Raw genomic sequence first — 15,826 nt, 5'->3', positions numbered from 1 at the left:
CGCGGGGCACCCGCGCGAAGGCTCGGTCCGACGGCTCGGACGGTGTGCTCAGCCCGCCAGCTCGTGGGCGTACGGGGGTTCCGCCCCCGCGCGTGAGCAGGTGATCGCCGCCGCGCGGGCCGCGAAACCGAGCACGTCCCCCCATCCGTCCGCGCCCAGAGCGGACGTCCCCCGCTCACTGAGCGCGTCCCGGGTCGCCAGGCCGTGCAGCAGCGCCGCGTTGACCGTGTCGCCCGCGCCGATCGTGTCCACCACCTCGACCGGCTCACCCGGCACGGAGTACTCGCCGCCGTCCCGGGTGAAGGCGGTCAGCCCGTCACCGCCCCGGGTGACCACGACCGCCGCCGGACCGGCCGCCAGCCACTCTTCGGGGGTGCCGCCGAGCCACCGGGCGTCCTCCTCCGACAGCTTCAGCAGTGACACCGACGGCAGCCACCTCCTGAACCGGGCCCGGTAGGCGTCGGCGTCCGGAATCAGCCCCGGCCGGATGTTGGGATCCAGCGCCGTGAACACGCCGCGCGCGTGAGCGGCGCGCATCAGCTCCTCGTACGCGCTCGCCCCCGGCTCCAGCACGAGCGAGCAGGTGCCGAAGGACACCGCGCGGGTACCGGGAGGCAACGCCCGGGGCGCCGTGAACAGCCGGTCCGCGGTCCCCTCCACGTAGAACGAGTAGACCGCGGAGCCGTCCGCGCCGACCGTGGCGACGGCGAGTGTCGTCGGTTCGTCGCCCCGCTGCACCGCCGAGACCGCCACGCCGGTCCCGCGCAGCCGGTCCAGCAGCGCCTCGCCGAAGGCGTCGCGGGACACCCGGGAGCAGAACGCGGTGGGGGAGCCGAGACGGCCCAGCGCCACCGCCGTGTTGAAGGGGCCGCCGCCGAGCGCCGGCGTCAGTGCCGCGAGCGCGTCCGCGCCCCGCGGTACCAGGTCGATCAGTGCCTCACCGGCTACGACGATCACGAGGGGTTCCCTTTCTCGGGCTGCTGGGTCTTCTGCCCGGGCCGCTGTGTCCGTGGCGGCTGCGGGGGCCGTGCGCGCTGCTCCGGCCGGTCCGGGCAGCCGCAGGAGGTGCGGTGCACGAAGGCGCAGGGGAGCCGGACCGTCCGCGCGGGTCGGTCCGGCGCGGCGAGACGGTCCAGGAGCACCTGGACGGCCCGGGCGCCGATCTCCCTGCTGGGCTGGGCGATCGCGGTGAGCCGGGGCGAGAACAGGTCCGCCCAGGCGAAGTCGTCGAAGCAGCACAGCGCGATGTCCTCGGGCACCGAGAGACCGTGGGCGCGCAGGGCGCGCAGCGTGCCGATCGTCATGGCGTTGTTGGCGGTGACCAGGGCGGTCGGGGGAGCGTCGAGGGACAGCAGGGCACCGGTGGCCCGTTCGGCGCCGGCCGACTCGGAGTCGCCGTGCACCAGGAGCCGTTCGTCGAACGGCAGCCCCGCGCCCGTGAGGCCGTGCCGGTACCCGGTGATCCGCTCGGACGTGGTGCTGAACCCGGGCAGCCCCGCCACCAGGGCGATCCGGCGGTGACCGAGCCCGGCCAGGTGCGTGACCAGGCGGGCCACGGGCTCCGCGCTCTCGGCGCAGACCTGGTCGAAGCGCGGACCGCCGTCCCCCGGTTCCTCGACCACCCGGTCGAGGAACACGGCCGGCACCCGGTGACGCCCGAGGTAGGCGAGGAGCTCGCGCGGATGCGCGGAAGGCGCGACGATCATGCCTTCCACCCGGCGCTCGTGCAGCAGCTGGACGACCTTGCGCTCGTGCTCCGGGTCGTCGTGCGGGTCGGCGATGAGCAGGCTGTAGCCGCGCTCCAGGGCAGCCGCCTCGACACCCTGGAGGATCTCGGTGAAGTACGGGTTGCTGATCGCCGACACCGCGAGCCCGATCGAGCGGGTGCGGGAGGTGACCAGTGAGCGGGCCAGGGTGTTCGGGGTGTAGCCGAGCTCCTCCACGGCGTCCAGGACCGCCTGGCGCGTGTGCGGGAGCACCGGCCGGGTGCCGTTCAGGACGTGCGAGACGGTCGCGACCGAGACACCGGCGCTCCGCGCCACGTCCGTCATGGTCGCCATCGCCCGCCCCTTTCCGGTCCGTGTACCGGCTGCCGTCCGTCCTCGCGGCGCCGTGACGAGGAAGGTATCCCATCCGGCAGCAGACGTAAACGTTTGCGCAAGCGTTTACGTCCGGCGGCGGGAGCCCGCCCGCCCGGCGGCTCACTCGCTCCCCGCCCGGAAACCGGAACGGCCGCCCCCGGTATGGTCGGCCTCGTACAACCGTCCGACCAGTGGAGTTCCCATGCCCGGCCGACCCGCCGCGAGCCGTCGTACCGTTCTCAGAGGCGTGGCCCTCACTTCAGTCGCCGGACTCGGCCTCACCGCCTGCGGGGCCCCCGAGGAGAGGCCCGCGCCGCCGACCGAGCCCGTCGAGCTCGGCGCGGAGAGCGAGATCGCTCCGGGGAGCACCAAGCTGTTCCGGGACCACAACATCGTCGTCAGCCGGGGCGCGGACGACTCCTTCACGGCCTACAGCACCGTCTGCACGCACGCGAGTTGCGCCATCGGCAAGCTGGAGGGGACGAAGCTGATCTGCCCCTGCCACGGCAGCGAATTCGACGCCACCACCGGCAAGGTGCTGCGCGAGCCCGCGGTGGCGCCGCTGACACCGCTCTCCGTGGACGTGCGGAACGGCACGATCGTCGCCGGCCCGCAGAGCTGACCGGGCCGCCCGGCCCGGCCCTCACCCGGCCTCAGTCCCAGTCCCAGCCGATCCCCACGTACCCCGACCGCAGCCGCGGTTCGACCAGGTGCACCGAACGGTGCAGGTCGCTCACCGCCAGCTCCTGGTGACCGCCGCGCGGTGCCGCTGCGGAGTGCTGGGTGAACCGGTGGCAGCGCGCGGGCAGTGCTCCGGCGTCGAAGCACACCTGGAGCGCGTACTGGCCGCCGGGGGAGTCGGTCCCGTGCACGTACTCGCGTGAGACGCCGGCCGTGCCGTCCTCGACGGCGTAGCGGAAGAGGAACGTGTCACCGGTCCGCAGCCGGGTGTCGAAGAGCAGCTCGGCCGCGAGCACACCGGTGTCCTGCTGCAGGCGGATCCGGCCGGTGCGGCAGTTCTCCAGGGCGTGCACGGTCATCCGGGCCGGCGCGGAACCGGGATCGCCGTGGTGGACGGCCACGAAGCGGTCGATGCCGTCCCGCTGGGCGCGCACGATGTGGTGCGACTCGCGCTCCGCAAGCTCGCGGTGTGCCCCGATCAGGACCCGCTCGTGGTGCGCCAGAGTGTGCAGCCCGTTGTCCCGTGTGACGCCGAGCTCGGCCAGCAGCCCCGCCAGGACGCCCGAAGCCTCCACCAGCGAGCGGTAGGAGCGGCCTGCCGGGCCGCGGTCCGGTGCCTGATCGCCGGAATCCGCGAGCAGGCGGATCAGCGACTCCTCCGGCAACTGCAGAATCTCCTCCAGGGCCCGTACGGCGCGCAGCGATTCGGGACGCTGCGGGCGGCGGGCGCCCTGCTGCCAGTAACTGAGGCTGGTGACGCCCACCTTCACGCCGTGGCGCGACAGATGGTGCTGCACACGTTGCAGCGGCAGTCCGCGGGCGGCTATCGCGGCCCGCAGGGCGACATGGAAGGGCCCGCCCCGCAGAACCGAGTCCAGTTCCGCGGTGGTGGTGTCCGTGTGCGGTGTGGCGTGCGGCATGCAGGGGCCTTTCTCTGAATGTCCACAACGGCTGGTCAGACCGTTCGCTCGGGGCACCCCGGGTCCGCCCCCCGTCGGCGCGGCGGAGCGTTCACATCCGTACGCCGTCGTTCAGGGCCCCGAGTTCCCCCGCATTGAAGCGTGTTGACCAATTCCCGACAACACCTGATGCCCGACGGAGGCGCACCCGCACGGTGTGTACGCGCGGAGCACACAACTCAGGGGCCGTACCGGACCCGAAGGTCGGTACGGCCCCTGAACTGCGGCTCTGCCGCGACTGAGCCCTCTAGGAGCGGCCGGTTCGGCCATGGTCGTCCGCAAGGCGCGCGCGCAGGCGCTTGGCGCGCACGATGGCGGGATCGCGCGGGTCGAAGGGGCCCAGGGAGCCAAAGGAGCCAAAGGAGCCAAAGGGGTCGAAGGAGTCGAAGGAGTCGAGGAATGGAGCCGTCTCGTCCGCGGACCGGCGCGCGCGGGCCGGCGTTCGCCGTTTCTCGACCTGTGTCTGCCGCATTCGACCAGCCTCCGACTCGTGACCGCGTCCGCTTCCCGTCCTGCGGCCTGTCCTCAGGCCGGACCTCCCATCTTCCCGCTTCCCGGCGGCCGTAACCTTCCGGAGCGACGCCCGTCCGGCGGTTCCGCGGCCCCGCCGCGGTGTCGGTCTTCGCCAGTAGGGTGTGAGACATGGCCGACCCCTCCAGCTACCGCCCCAAACCGGGTGAGATCCCCGACTCGCCGGGGGTCTACCGGTTCCGCGACGAGCACCGCCGGGTGATCTACGTCGGAAAGGCGAAGAGCCTGCGCCAGCGCCTGGCGAACTACTTCCAGGACCTCGCCGGACTCCACCCGCGCACCCGCACCATGGTCACCACGGCCGCCTCCGTGGAGTGGACGGTGGTGTCCACGGAGGTCGAGGCGCTCCAGCTGGAGTACTCCTGGATCAAGGAGTACGACCCCCGGTTCAACGTCAAGTACCGCGACGACAAGAGCTACCCGTACCTCGCGGTGACGATGAACGAGGAGTTCCCGCGCGTGCAGGTGATGCGGGGTCACAAGAAGAAGGGCGTGAGGTACTTCGGTCCGTACGGGCACGCGTGGGCGATCCGCGACACCGTGGACCTGCTGCTGCGGGTCTTCCCGGTGCGCACCTGCTCGGCCGGTGTGTTCAAGAACGCCGCCCGCACCGGCCGCCCCTGCCTGCTCGGCTACATCGGCAAGTGCTCGGCGCCCTGCGTGGACCGGGTCTCCGCCGAGGAGCACCGCGAGCTCGCCGGGGAGTTCTGCGACTTCATGGCCGGCCGCACCGGCACCTATCTGCGCCGCCTGGAGCAGCGGATGACCGAGGCGGCCGAGGACATGGAGTACGAACGGGCCGCCCGGCTGCGTGACGACATCGGCGCCCTGAAGAAGGCCATGGAGAAGAGCGCCGTCGTACTCGCCGACGCGACCGACGCCGACCTGATCGCGGTCGCCGAGGACGAGCTGGAGGCGGCCGTCCAGATCTTCCACGTCCGCGGCGGACGCGTGCGCGGCCAGCGCGGCTGGGTCACCGACAAGGTGGAGGAGATCACCACCGGCGCCCTCGTGGAGCACGCCCTGCAGCAGCTGTACGGCGAGGAGACCGGCGACGCCGTGCCGAGGGAGGTCCTGGTCCCCGCGCTGCCCGACCCGTTGGAGCCGGTCCAGGAGTGGCTCACCGGGCGGCGCGGGTCGGGCGTCTCCCTGCGGGTCCCGCAGCGCGGGGACAAGCGGGCCCTGATGGAGACCGTGCAGCGCAACGCCCAGCAGGCTCTCGCCCTGCACAAGACCAGGCGCGCCTCCGACCTCACCACTCGCTCGCGCGCGCTGGAGGAGATCGCCGACGCCCTCGACCTGGACAGCGCCCCGCTGCGGATCGAGTGCTACGACATCTCGCACCTCCAGGGCGACGACGTCGTGGCCTCCATGGTCGTCTTCGAGGACGGGCTGGCCCGCAAGAGCGAGTACCGCCGCTTCCAGATCAAGAGCTTCGCCGGCCAGGACGACGTCCGCTCCATGCACGAGGTGATCACCCGCCGCTTCCGGCGCTACCTCGCCGACAAGGAGAGGACCGGCGAGTGGACCGACGGCACCGAGGCGACCGACGGCGTGCCCGATGGAGCGGACAGCACCCCCGCCGGCACCCCCGGTGAGCCGCCCGCGAGCACGCTCACCGAGGACGACGGCCGCCCCAAGCGCTTCGCCTACCCGCCCCAGCTCGTGGTCGTCGACGGCGGCGCCCCCCAGGTGGCGGCGGCCCGCAGGGCCCTGGACGAGCTCGGCATCGACGACATCGCCGTGTGCGGTCTCGCCAAGCGGCTGGAGGAGGTGTGGCTGCCGGACGACGACGACCCGGTGGTGCTGCCCCGCACCAGTGAGGGCCTCTACCTGCTCCAGCGCGTCCGTGACGAGGCCCACCGCTTCGCCATCGGCTATCAGCGCGTCAAGCGGGCCAAACGCTTCCGGTCCGGTCCGCTGGACGATGTGCCGGGCCTCGGCGACACCCGCAAGCAGGCACTGATCAAGCACTTCGGGTCGGTGAAGAAGCTTCGCTCGGCGACGATCGAGCAGATCTGTGAAGTGCCGGGCATAGGCCGCAAAACGGCCGAGGTGATCGCCGTGGCCCTCGCCGGGGCGGCCCCGGCCGCCCCGGCCGTGAACACGGCGACGGGCGAGATCATGGATGACGTGGAAGAACCCGGGAAGGCGCCGGGTTCCCCCGGGGAGCCCGTGTCCGCGGGCGCCCCGGACGACCGACGGGGGCTGGAGAGATGACCGAGCACGAGACACACCGGAACGCAGGCCATGAGACATCCCATGGCACACCCCATGACGCTGCACAGGACGCGGGTCGGGGCACACACGACGAGACGCGTCAGAACGACGGAGCACAGGTGAATACGGGCAAGGAAAAGGCCGGGGTCTCCGAGACGGCGATCCCCGAGCTGGTGATCATCTCCGGCATGTCCGGGGCCGGCCGTTCCACGGCCGCGAAGTGTCTGGAGGATCTGGGCTGGTTCGTCGTCGACAACCTCCCGCCCGCGCTGATCCCCACCATGGTGGAGCTCGGAGCCCGCTCCCAGGGCAACGTGGCCCGGATCGCGGTCGTCGTCGACGTCCGCGGCCGGCGCTTCTTCGACAACCTCCGCGAGTCGCTCGCCGACCTCGACACCCGGGGCGTCACCCGGCGGATCGTGTTCCTGGAGTCCTCAGAGGATGCCCTGGTGCGCCGCTTCGAGTCGGTGCGCCGCCCGCACCCCCTCCAGGGCGACGGCCGCATCGTCGACGGCATCGCCGCCGAGCGGGAACTGCTGCGCGAACTGCGCGGCGACGCCGACCTGGTGATCGACACCTCCAGCCTCAACGTGCACGAGCTGCGCGCCAAGATGGACGCCCAGTTCGCCGGTGACGAGGAGCCCGAGCTGCGGGCCACCGTGATGTCCTTCGGCTTCAAGTACGGCCTCCCGGTCGACGCCGACCTGGTGGTGGACATGCGGTTCCTGCCCAACCCGCACTGGGTTCCCGAGCTGCGCCCCTTCACCGGCCGACACGAGGAGGTGGCCGCGTACGTCTTCAACCAGCCCGGCGCCAAGGAGTTCCTCGACCGGTACACCGAGCTGCTGCGGCTGATCGCCGCGGGCTATCGCCGCGAGGGCAAGCGCTATGTGACCATCGCCGTCGGCTGCACCGGTGGCAAGCACCGTTCGGTCGCCATGTCGGAGAAGCTCGCCGCCCGCCTCGCCGCGGAGGGCGTGGAGACGGTGGTCGTCCACCGGGACATGGGCCGGGAATGACCGCACGTACTCCGAGGCTGCACCGGCTGCGCCGGGCGCAGCCCGAAGGGCGCGTCGGCCGGCCGGTCGGGGCCCGTGGGGCCAAGCCGCGACGCCGTGGCACCCAGCCCAAGGTGGTGGCCCTCGGCGGCGGCATGGGGCTGTCCGCCTCGCTCGCCGCGCTGCGCCGGATCACCGGTGACCTCACCGCCGTCGTCACCGTGGCCGACGACGGCGGCTCCAGCGGGCGGCTGCGCGACGAACTGGGCGTGCTGCCGCCCGGCGATCTGCGCAAGGCGCTGGCCGCGCTGTGCGGCGACGACGACTGGGGCCAGACCTGGGCCCGGGTCATCCAGCACCGCTTCCAGTCCAAGGGCGACCTGCACGAGCACGCGGTCGGCAACCTGCTGATCGTCGCCCTGTGGGAGCAGCTCGGCGACCACGTCCAGGCCCTGGACCTGGTCGGCCGGCTGCTCGGCGCGCACGGGCGCGTGCTGCCCATGTCCGCGGTGCCACTGGAGCTCCAGGCGCTGGTCAAGGGGCACGACCCCGAGCATCCGGACGCCGTGGAGACCGTCCGGGGACAGGCGACCGTCGCCCTCACCCCCGGCGAGGTGCAGTCCGTGCACCTCGTGCCGAACGACCCGCCCGCCGTCCCCGAGGCGGTCGCGGCGGTCCTCGACGCCGACTGGGTGGTGCTCGGTCCCGGTTCCTGGTTCTCCTCGGTCATCCCGCACCTCCTGGTGCCCGAACTGCTGGAGGCGCTCGTCGAGACGAAGGCGCGCCGGGTGCTCTCCCTGAACCTCGCCCCGCAGCCCGGAGAAACCGAGGGCTTCTCCCCGCAGCGTCATTTGGAGGTTTTGGGGCGACACGCCCCTAAACTCGCCCTGGACGTGGTGCTGGCCGACGAGGCCGCCGTACCCGACCGCGATGTGCTGACCGAGGCCGCGAAGGGGTTCGGCGGTGCCGCGGTCGAGCTGGCGCCGGTGGCCCGGCCCGACGGAAGCCCCAGGCACGACCCGGAGCTGTTGGCCGCCGCGTACGACCGTATTTTTCGGATGCATGGAAGGATCGGCCCATGGCGATGACGGCAGCGGTGAAGGACGAGGTTTCCCGGCTCCCCGTCACCCGGACCTGCTGCAGGAAGGCGGAGGTCTCCGCCATGCTGCGGTTCGCCGGCGGCCTTCACCTGGTGAGCGGGCGCATCGTGATCGAGGCGGAGCTGGACACGGCGATGGCCGCCCGCCGCCTCAAGCGGGACGTCCTGGAGATCTTCGGCCACAGCTCCGAACTGATCGTGATGGCACCCGGCGGGCTGCGCCGCGGTTCGCGCTACGTCGTCCGGGTGGTCGCGGGCGGCGACCAGCTGGCCCGCCAGACAGGCCTGGTGGACGGCCGGGGCCGCCCGATCCGCGGCCTGCCTCCGCAGGTGGTCTCTGGGGCCACCTGCGATGCCGAGGCTGCCTGGCGCGGGGCCTTCCTGGCGCACGGCTCCCTCACCGAGCCGGGCCGCTCCTCCTCCCTGGAGGTGACCTGCCCCGGCCCCGAGGCGGCGCTCGCCCTGGTCGGCGCCGCCCGGCGGCTGTCGATCGGCGCCAAGGCCCGCGAGGTGCGCGGCGTGGACCGGGTCGTCGTCCGTGACGGCGACGCGATCGGTGCCCTGCTCACCCGGCTCGGCGCCCACGACTCGGTGCTGGCCTGGGAGGAACGCCGGATGCGCCGCGAGGTGCGCGCCACGGCGAACCGGCTGGCCAACTTCGACGACGCCAACCTGCGCCGCTCGGCCCGCGCGGCCGTCGCCGCCGGTGCCCGGGTGCAGCGCGCCCTGGAGATCCTCGCCGACGACGTCCCGGAGCACCTCGCCGCGGCCGGCCGGCTGCGCATGGAGCACAAGCAGGCCTCCCTGGAGGAACTGGGCGCGCTCGCCGACCCGCCGCTGACCAAGGACGCCGTCGCCGGGCGGATCCGCCGGCTGCTCGCCATGGCCGACAAGCGCGCCGCCGACCTCGGCATCCCGGGCACGGAGGCCCACATCGGAGAGGAACTCGCCGACAACCTCGTCGGCTGACCCCTGACCCGCCCGCAGCCGACCGGCAACGGCCGTGTGCACGGCCGGTCGGCGGTCGTCAAGGGAGCCGGAGGTTTTCGGTCGAGCCGGAAGGGGCCGCGGGGCCCCGGTGGTTGGGTCCGACCAGGCGCATCGGACTGGGCGGTCCATGCCTTACCGACGGGTAAAGGGCGTCGTGCCGGGTATGCGTCGACTCAATGTCACGGCCGGGGCCCCGGAGAGGTAGGGTCGGGGGTGGTCGGGGACATCCCATACAGCTCGCCGGCGACTTGAGCCGGCGCACCAACGAGGAGATCGGTTCGTGACGATCCGCGTAGGCATCAACGGGTTTGGCCGCATCGGTCGGAACTACTTCCGCGCATTGCTCGAGCAGGGCGCAGACATCGAGATCGTGGCGGTCAATGACCTGGGTGACACCGCGACCACTGCCCACCTGCTGAAGTACGACACCATTCTGGGGCGCCTCAAGCAGGAGGTCTCCCACACCGCCGACACGATCACCGTGGACGGCAAGACGATCAAGGTGCTCTCGGAGCGCAACCCCGCGGACATCCCGTGGGGCGAGCTGGGCGTCGACGTCGTCATCGAGTCGACCGGCATCTTCACCAAGAAGGCGGACGCCGAGAAGCACATCGCCGGTGGCGCCAAGAAGGTCATCATCTCGGCTCCGGCCAAGGATGAGGACGTCACCATCGTGATGGGCGTCAACCAGGACAAGTACGACCCGGCGAACCACCACGTCATCTCCAACGCCTCCTGCACCACCAACTGTGTGGCGCCGATGGCGAAGGTGCTCGACGAGAACTTCGGCATCGTCAAGGGCCTGATGACGACGGTGCACGCGTACACGAACGACCAGCGCATCCTGGACTTCCCGCACAAGGACCTGCGCCGCGCCCGTGCCGCCGCCGAGAACATCATCCCGACGACCACCGGTGCCGCGAAGGCCACCGCCCTGGTGCTGCCGCAGCTCAAGGGCAAGCTGGACGGCATCGCGATGCGCGTCCCGGTCCCGACCGGCTCGGTCACCGACCTGGTCGTCGAGCTCGGCCGCGAGGTCACCAAGGAAGAGGTCAACGCCGCCTTCCAGAAGGCCGCGGAGGGCGAGCTCAAGGGCCTCCTCGAGTACACCGAGGACCCGATCGTCTCCTCCGACATCGTCAACGCCCCGGTGTCCTGCACGTTCGACTCGTCCCTGACCATGGTCCAGGACGGCAAGAGCGTGAAGATCATCGGCTGGTACGACAACGAGTGGGGCTACTCCAACCGCCTCGTCGACCTCACGGTCTTCGTCGGCAACCAGCTCTGATCGTGGAGCAGACCGCCTGATATGAGTGCAGGGCTCGGCCGGCGCGCCACAGCGCTGTCCGAGCCCTGACGCACGTATCGGAGCGGTCGACCTCTTCCGATCACGAGCGATCACGAGCGAACACAAGCTCTCTTCAAGGAGTCCCCTCATGAAGACGATCGACGAACTCCTCTCCGAAGGGGTCGAGGGCAGGCGGGTCTTCGTCCGCGCCGACCTCAACGTGCCGCTGGACGGCACCACCATCACCGACGACGGCCGTATCCGCGCCGTGCTGCCCACGGTCAAGGCCCTCGCCGACGCGGGCGCCCGCGTGGTCGTCGCCTCGCACCTGGGCCGCCCCAAGGGTGCCCCGGACCCCGCCTTCTCGCTCGCCCCGGCCGCCGCGCGCCTCGGTGAACTCCTCGGTACCGACGTGGCGTTCGCGACGGACACGGTCGGCGACTCCGCCACCGCCACCGTCGCGGGCCTCGCCGACGGACAGGTCGCGGTCCTCGAGAACCTGCGCTTCAACGCCGGCGAGACCGCCAAGGACGACGCCGAGCGCGGGGCCTTCGCCGACCGGCTCGCCGCGCTCGCCGACCTCTACGTGGGCGACGGATTCGGCGCGGTGCACCGCAAGCACGCGTCCGTGTACGACCTCCCGGCGCGCCTGCCGCACGCCGCGGGCTTCCTCATCGCCACCGAGGTCGGCGTCCTGAAGAAGCTCACCGACGACGTCGAGCGGCCCTACGTGGTGGCCCTCGGCGGCGCCAAGGTCTCCGACAAGCTCGCCGTCATCGACGAACTGCTCGGCAAGGCCGACCGCATCCTCATCGGCGGCGGCATGGCGTACACCTTCCTCAAGGCCAAGGGCTACGAGATCGGCACGTCGCTGCTCCAGGAGGACCAGCTGTCCGCCGTCACCGAGTACCTGGAACGCGCCGAGAAGAACGGCGTGGAGCTGGTGCTGCCGGTCGACACGCTGGTCGCCGAGGAGTTCCCGGACCTGAAGACCAAGGCTCCGGCCCATCCCGCCACCGTCGCCGCGAACGCCATTCCGGCCGACCGGCAGGGCCTGGACATCGGTCCTGAGACCCGCACCCTGTACGCCTCGAAGCTCGCCGACGCGGCCACCGTCTTCTGGAACGGCCCCATGGGCGTTTTCGAGCACCCCGACTACGCCGAGGGCACCAAGGCGGTCGCCCAGGCCCTTCTCGACTCCCCGGGCTACACCGTGGTCGGCGGCGGCGACTCCGCCGCGGCCGTACGCATCCTGGGCTTCGACGAAAAGGCATTCGGCCACATCTCGACCGGAGGCGGCGCCTCCCTCGAATACCTCGAGGGCAAGACGCTCCCCGGCCTCGCCGCACTGGAGGACTGACCCCCAATGACCGCTGCTGAAAAAGGCCGCATGCCGCTGATGGCGGGCAACTGGAAGATGAACCTCAACCACCTCGAGGCCATCGCCCACGTCCAGAAGCTCGCCTTCGCCCTGGCCGACACGGACTACGAGGCCGTCGAGGTCGCCGTCCTGCCGCCCTTCACCGATCTGCGCTCCGTCCAGACCCTCGTCGACGGCGACAAGCTGAAGATCAAGTACGGCGCCCAGGACATCTCGGCGCACGACGGCGGCGCCTACACCGGTGAGATCTCCGGCCCGATGCTGTCCAAGCTGAAGTGCACGTACGTGGCGGTCGGGCACTCCGAGCGCAGGCAGTACCACGGCGAGACCGACGAACTGGTGAACGCCAAGGTCAAGGCCGCGTTCAAGCACGGCATCACCCCGATCCTGTGCGTCGGCGAGGAGCTGTCCGTCCGCGAGGCCGGCAACCACGTCGCCCACACCCTCGCCCAGGTCGAGGGCGGTCTGAAGGACCTCCCCGCCGAGCAGGCCGAGTCCGTCGTGATCGCCTACGAGCCCGTCTGGGCCATCGGCACCGGCAAGGTCTGCGGCGCCGGGGACGCCCAGGAGGTCTGCGCCGCCATCCGCGGCAAGCTCGCCGAGCTGTACTCGCAGGACGTCGCCGACCAGGTCCGCATCCAGTACGGCGGTTCGGTCAAGTCCGGCAACGTCGCCGAGATCATGGCGCAGGCCGACATCGACGGCGCCCTCGTCGGCGGTGCCTCGCTGGACGCGGACGAGTTCGTCAAGATCGTCCGGTTCCGCGACCAGTGAGCCGAGCAGTGAGTATGCGCTAGCGGCGATCCGTCGTACCCTTGCGGGGTCCAGTCCTGTACTGGACCCCGCGTCGTCCATCCGAATCCGAGGAAGTTGGTCCAGCCGTGGTTCTGGGGTTCTCGATCGCCCTGATCGTCTTCAGCCTGTTGCTGATGCTGCTGGTGCTGATGCACAAGGGAAAGGGCGGAGGCCTCTCCGACATGTTCGGTGGCGGCATGCAGTCCTCCGTCGGCGGCTCCTCGGTCGCCGAGCGCAACCTCGACCGGATCACCCTCGTGGTGGGTCTGCTCTGGGTCGCGTGCATCGTCGTGCTGGGCATCATGATGAAGACGAACAGCTGACCCGGGAGAACAATCCGTACGCATCGGGTACGCATTCCATACGTAAGGCCCCATGTCCGGTACGCGCAGCACAGCGCGTCCTATCATGGGGCTTGCGTCTGGATGGGGGAGCGGTAACTCCAATGACTGGACGCGCGTTGGGCCTTACGTAGACTGAGGCGCTCGCAGCGAAGCGGCACGCCGACTCGTTTCGCCGCACCATCACGCAGGGAGTTACGACCGTGGCAAGTGGCAACGCGATCCGGGGAAGCCGGGTCGGGGCGGGGCCGATGGGCGAGGCCGAGCGCGGCGAGTCCGCGCCGCGGCTGCGCATCTCCTTCTGGTGCTCCAACGGGCACGAGACCCAGCCGAGCTTCGCGAGCGACGCGCAGGTGCCCGATACCTGGGACTGCACCCGCTGTGGCTTTCCGGCCGGTCAGGACCGTGAGAACCCCCCGGACCCGCCGCGTACCGAGCCGTACAAGACGCACCTCGCCTATGTGCGCGAGCGGCGCAGCGACGCGGACGGTGAGGCGATTCTCGCCGAGGCGCTCGCCAAACTGCGGGGCGAGATCTAGCAGTTGCGGTAGTCGCCGCAGTCGCACCAACGGTCGGCCGCGCCGTTCACGGTCGGCTTCTTCCTCCTGCCCGCAGCTCCGTTCGCCGTCCCGCCTGTCGCCGTGCTGATACCCGGGGGCCGGACGGCCGTATCTGTTGTCGTGCCCCACGAGGGCGGCACGACAGGTCACGTCCACCGCTGCTCCATTAGGTTGGAACCGGCAGCGGGGCGGATACGCAGCACAGGCAGCAAGGAAGAAGGCTGAGTCCGAGATGAACGCAGACGGCCGTACCAGGCTCGACCAGACCCCCGAGTGGACCGCACTGGCCAAGCACCGGGAGGAACTCGGGGACGTGCGGTTGCGCGAGGTGTTCGCCGCCGATCCCGACCGCGGCACCGGGTACACCCTCCGGGTCGGTGACCTGTACATCGACTACTCCAAGCACCTCGTCACCGACGAGACCCTCCGGTTGTTGCGTGAACTGGCCTCGGCCACCGATGTGTTCGGACTGCGCGACGCCATGTTCCGCGGTGAGCGGATCAACACCACCGAGGACCGGGCCGTGCTGCACACCGCGCTCCGGGCGCCGCGGGACGCGGTGATCGAGGTCGACGGGGAGAACGTCGTACCGGGTGTGCACGAGGTCCTCGACAAGATGGCCGCCTTCGCGGACCGGGTCCGCTCCGGGGAGTGGACCGGCCACACCGGCAAGCGCATCCGCACCGTGGTCAACGTCGGCATCGGCGGTTCGGACCTCGGCCCCGCGATGGCGTACGAGGCGCTGCGCGCCTACACCGACCGCGACCTCACGGTCCGCTTCGTGTCCAACGTGGACGGCGCCGACCTGCACGAGGCCCTCCGCGACCTGGACCCGGCCGAGACGCTGTTCATCATCGCGTCCAAGACCTTCACCACCATCGAGACGGTCACCAACGCCACCTCCGCCCGGACCTGGCTGCTGAACGCGCTGGGCGGGGACGAGGCCGCCGTCGCCAAGCACTTCGTCGCCCTGTCGACGAACGCGGAGAAGGTCGCCGACTTCGGCATCGACACGGCCAACATGTTCGAGTTCTGGGACTGGGTCGGCGGGCGCTACTCGTACGACTCGGCGATCGGCCTGTCCCTGATGATCGCCATCGGCCCGGACCGCTTCCGGGAGATGCTCGACGGGTTCCGTCTCGTCGACGAGCACTTCCGGACGGCTCCCGCCGAGTCCAACGTGCCGCTCCTGCTGGGCCTGTTGGGCGTCTGGTACGGCAACTTCCTGGGCGCCCAGTCGCACGCGGTGCTGCCGTACTCGCACTACCTGTCGAAGTTCACCGCCTATCTCCAGCAGCTCGACATGGAGTCCAACGGCAAGTACGTCGGCAGGGACGGGCGTGAGGTCCAGTGGCAGACCGGCCCCGTCGTCTGGGGCACGCCCGGAACCAACGGGCAGCACGCCTACTACCAGCTGATCCACCAGGGTACGAAGCTGATCCCGGCGGACTTCATCGGCTTCGCCGAGCCGGTCGCCGAGCTGAGCGACGACCTGAAGGCGCAGCACGACCTGCTGATGGCCAACTTCTTCGCCCAGACGCAGGCCCTGGCGTTCGGCAAGACCCCGGACGAGGTGCGCAGCGAGGGCGTGCCCGAGGAACTGGTGCCGCACAAGACCTTCAAGGGCGACCACCCCACGACCACCATCCTCGCGCGTGAGCTGACGCCGTCCGTCCTCGGCCAGCTCGTCGCCCTCTACGAGCACAAGGTGTTCGTGCAGGGCGCGATCTGGAACATCGACTCCTTCGACCAGTGGGGTGTCGAGCTGGGCAAGGTGCTCGCCAAGCGCGTCGAGCCCGCGCTCACCGAAGGCGCCGGCGTGCCGGGCCTGGACGCCTCCACCCAGGCCCTGGTCGCCACCTACCGGGAGCTGCGCGGCCGGCGGTGAGCACGGTGCGGGAA

Annotated in this window: 15 protein-coding genes; 11 read left to right on the top strand and 4 right to left on the bottom strand. The window is 70.9% G+C overall.

The genetic code is table 11. The features are described from left to right. Positions 1-48: 48 nt before the first annotated feature. Positions 49-957 (bottom strand): carbohydrate kinase family protein, encoded by a 909-nt coding sequence (locus tag ACVW19_RS07455; protein WP_457457709.1) that lies wholly within the window; start codon positions 955-957, stop codon positions 49-51. Continuing rightward, positions 954-2,060 (bottom strand): LacI family DNA-binding transcriptional regulator, encoded by a 1,107-nt coding sequence (locus ACVW19_RS07450; RefSeq protein ID WP_457457707.1) that lies wholly within the window; start codon positions 2,058-2,060, stop codon positions 954-956. The genes ACVW19_RS07455 and ACVW19_RS07450 overlap by 4 nt, the downstream gene beginning before the upstream one ends. Before the next feature lie 223 nt (positions 2,061-2,283). Between ACVW19_RS07450 and ACVW19_RS07445 the strand changes: the two genes are divergently transcribed. Beyond that, positions 2,284-2,703 (top strand): Rieske (2Fe-2S) protein, encoded by a 420-nt coding sequence (locus ACVW19_RS07445; RefSeq protein ID WP_457457705.1) that lies wholly within the window; start codon positions 2,284-2,286, stop codon positions 2,701-2,703. 31 nt (positions 2,704-2,734) lie between these two features. On the opposite strand, the gene ACVW19_RS07440 is transcribed toward ACVW19_RS07445, so the two are convergent. Further along, positions 2,735-3,682, bottom strand: a complete 948-nt coding sequence (locus ACVW19_RS07440) for a hypothetical protein (RefSeq protein WP_457457703.1) — start codon at positions 3,680-3,682, stop codon at positions 2,735-2,737. A gap of 286 nt (positions 3,683-3,968) precedes the next feature. After that, a complete protein-coding gene (locus tag ACVW19_RS07435) occupies positions 3,969-4,193 on the bottom strand; it encodes a hypothetical protein (RefSeq protein WP_457457701.1) in 225 nt (74 codons plus the stop codon). A 170-nt stretch (positions 4,194-4,363) separates the two neighbouring features. Between ACVW19_RS07435 and uvrC the strand changes: the two genes are divergently transcribed. The 10 genes from uvrC (at position 4,364) to pgi (ending at position 15,812) form a co-directional block, all read left to right on the top strand. Next, a complete protein-coding gene (gene uvrC, locus ACVW19_RS07430) occupies positions 4,364-6,472 on the top strand; it encodes an excinuclease ABC subunit UvrC (RefSeq protein WP_457457699.1) in 2,109 nt (702 codons plus the stop codon). Beyond that, on the top strand, positions 6,469-7,491 hold the full coding sequence (gene rapZ / locus ACVW19_RS07425) for an RNase adapter RapZ (protein ID WP_457457697.1): 1,023 nt from the start codon (positions 6,469-6,471) through the stop codon (positions 7,489-7,491). Before uvrC ends, rapZ begins: the two co-directional genes overlap by 4 nt. Further along, the gene (locus ACVW19_RS07420) at positions 7,488-8,558 is read left to right on the top strand and encodes a gluconeogenesis factor YvcK family protein (RefSeq protein ID WP_457457695.1); all 1,071 of its coding nucleotides are present in this window, start codon (positions 7,488-7,490) and stop codon (positions 8,556-8,558) included. The genes rapZ and ACVW19_RS07420 overlap by 4 nt, the downstream gene beginning before the upstream one ends. Beyond that, positions 8,549-9,538, top strand: a complete 990-nt coding sequence (whiA, locus tag ACVW19_RS07415; RefSeq protein WP_457457694.1) for a DNA-binding protein WhiA — start codon at positions 8,549-8,551, stop codon at positions 9,536-9,538. Before ACVW19_RS07420 ends, whiA begins: the two co-directional genes overlap by 10 nt. Positions 9,539-9,839: 301 nt before the next feature. Then, on the top strand, positions 9,840-10,847 hold the full coding sequence (gene gap, locus ACVW19_RS07410) for a type I glyceraldehyde-3-phosphate dehydrogenase (RefSeq protein WP_457457692.1): 1,008 nt from the start codon (positions 9,840-9,842) through the stop codon (positions 10,845-10,847). 148 nt (positions 10,848-10,995) lie between these two features. Next, complete coding sequence (locus tag ACVW19_RS07405; RefSeq protein WP_457457690.1) at positions 10,996-12,207, top strand: phosphoglycerate kinase; 1,212 nt, start codon at positions 10,996-10,998, stop codon at positions 12,205-12,207. A gap of 39 nt (positions 12,208-12,246) precedes the next feature. Continuing rightward, the gene (tpiA, locus tag ACVW19_RS07400) at positions 12,247-13,002 is read left to right on the top strand and encodes a triose-phosphate isomerase (RefSeq protein WP_219933638.1); all 756 of its coding nucleotides are present in this window, start codon (positions 12,247-12,249) and stop codon (positions 13,000-13,002) included. Positions 13,003-13,115: 113 nt separating this feature from the next. Continuing rightward, a complete protein-coding gene (secG, locus tag ACVW19_RS07395) occupies positions 13,116-13,346 on the top strand; it encodes a preprotein translocase subunit SecG (protein ID WP_457464481.1) in 231 nt (76 codons plus the stop codon). Between the two features lie 221 nt (positions 13,347-13,567). After that, entirely contained in the window at positions 13,568-13,903 is a 336-nt protein-coding gene (locus ACVW19_RS07390) for an RNA polymerase-binding protein RbpA (protein WP_457457688.1), read from the top strand. A 253-nt stretch (positions 13,904-14,156) separates the two neighbouring features. Continuing rightward, on the top strand, positions 14,157-15,812 hold the full coding sequence (gene pgi / locus ACVW19_RS07385; RefSeq protein WP_457457686.1) for a glucose-6-phosphate isomerase: 1,656 nt from the start codon (positions 14,157-14,159) through the stop codon (positions 15,810-15,812). The last annotated feature ends 14 nt before the right edge of the window (positions 15,813-15,826 follow it).

Source organism: Streptomyces sp. TE5632 (genome assembly GCF_054061295.1).
The sequence above is the reverse complement of the archived record's forward strand: the minus strand, read 5'-3'. Positions and strand labels throughout refer to the sequence as shown.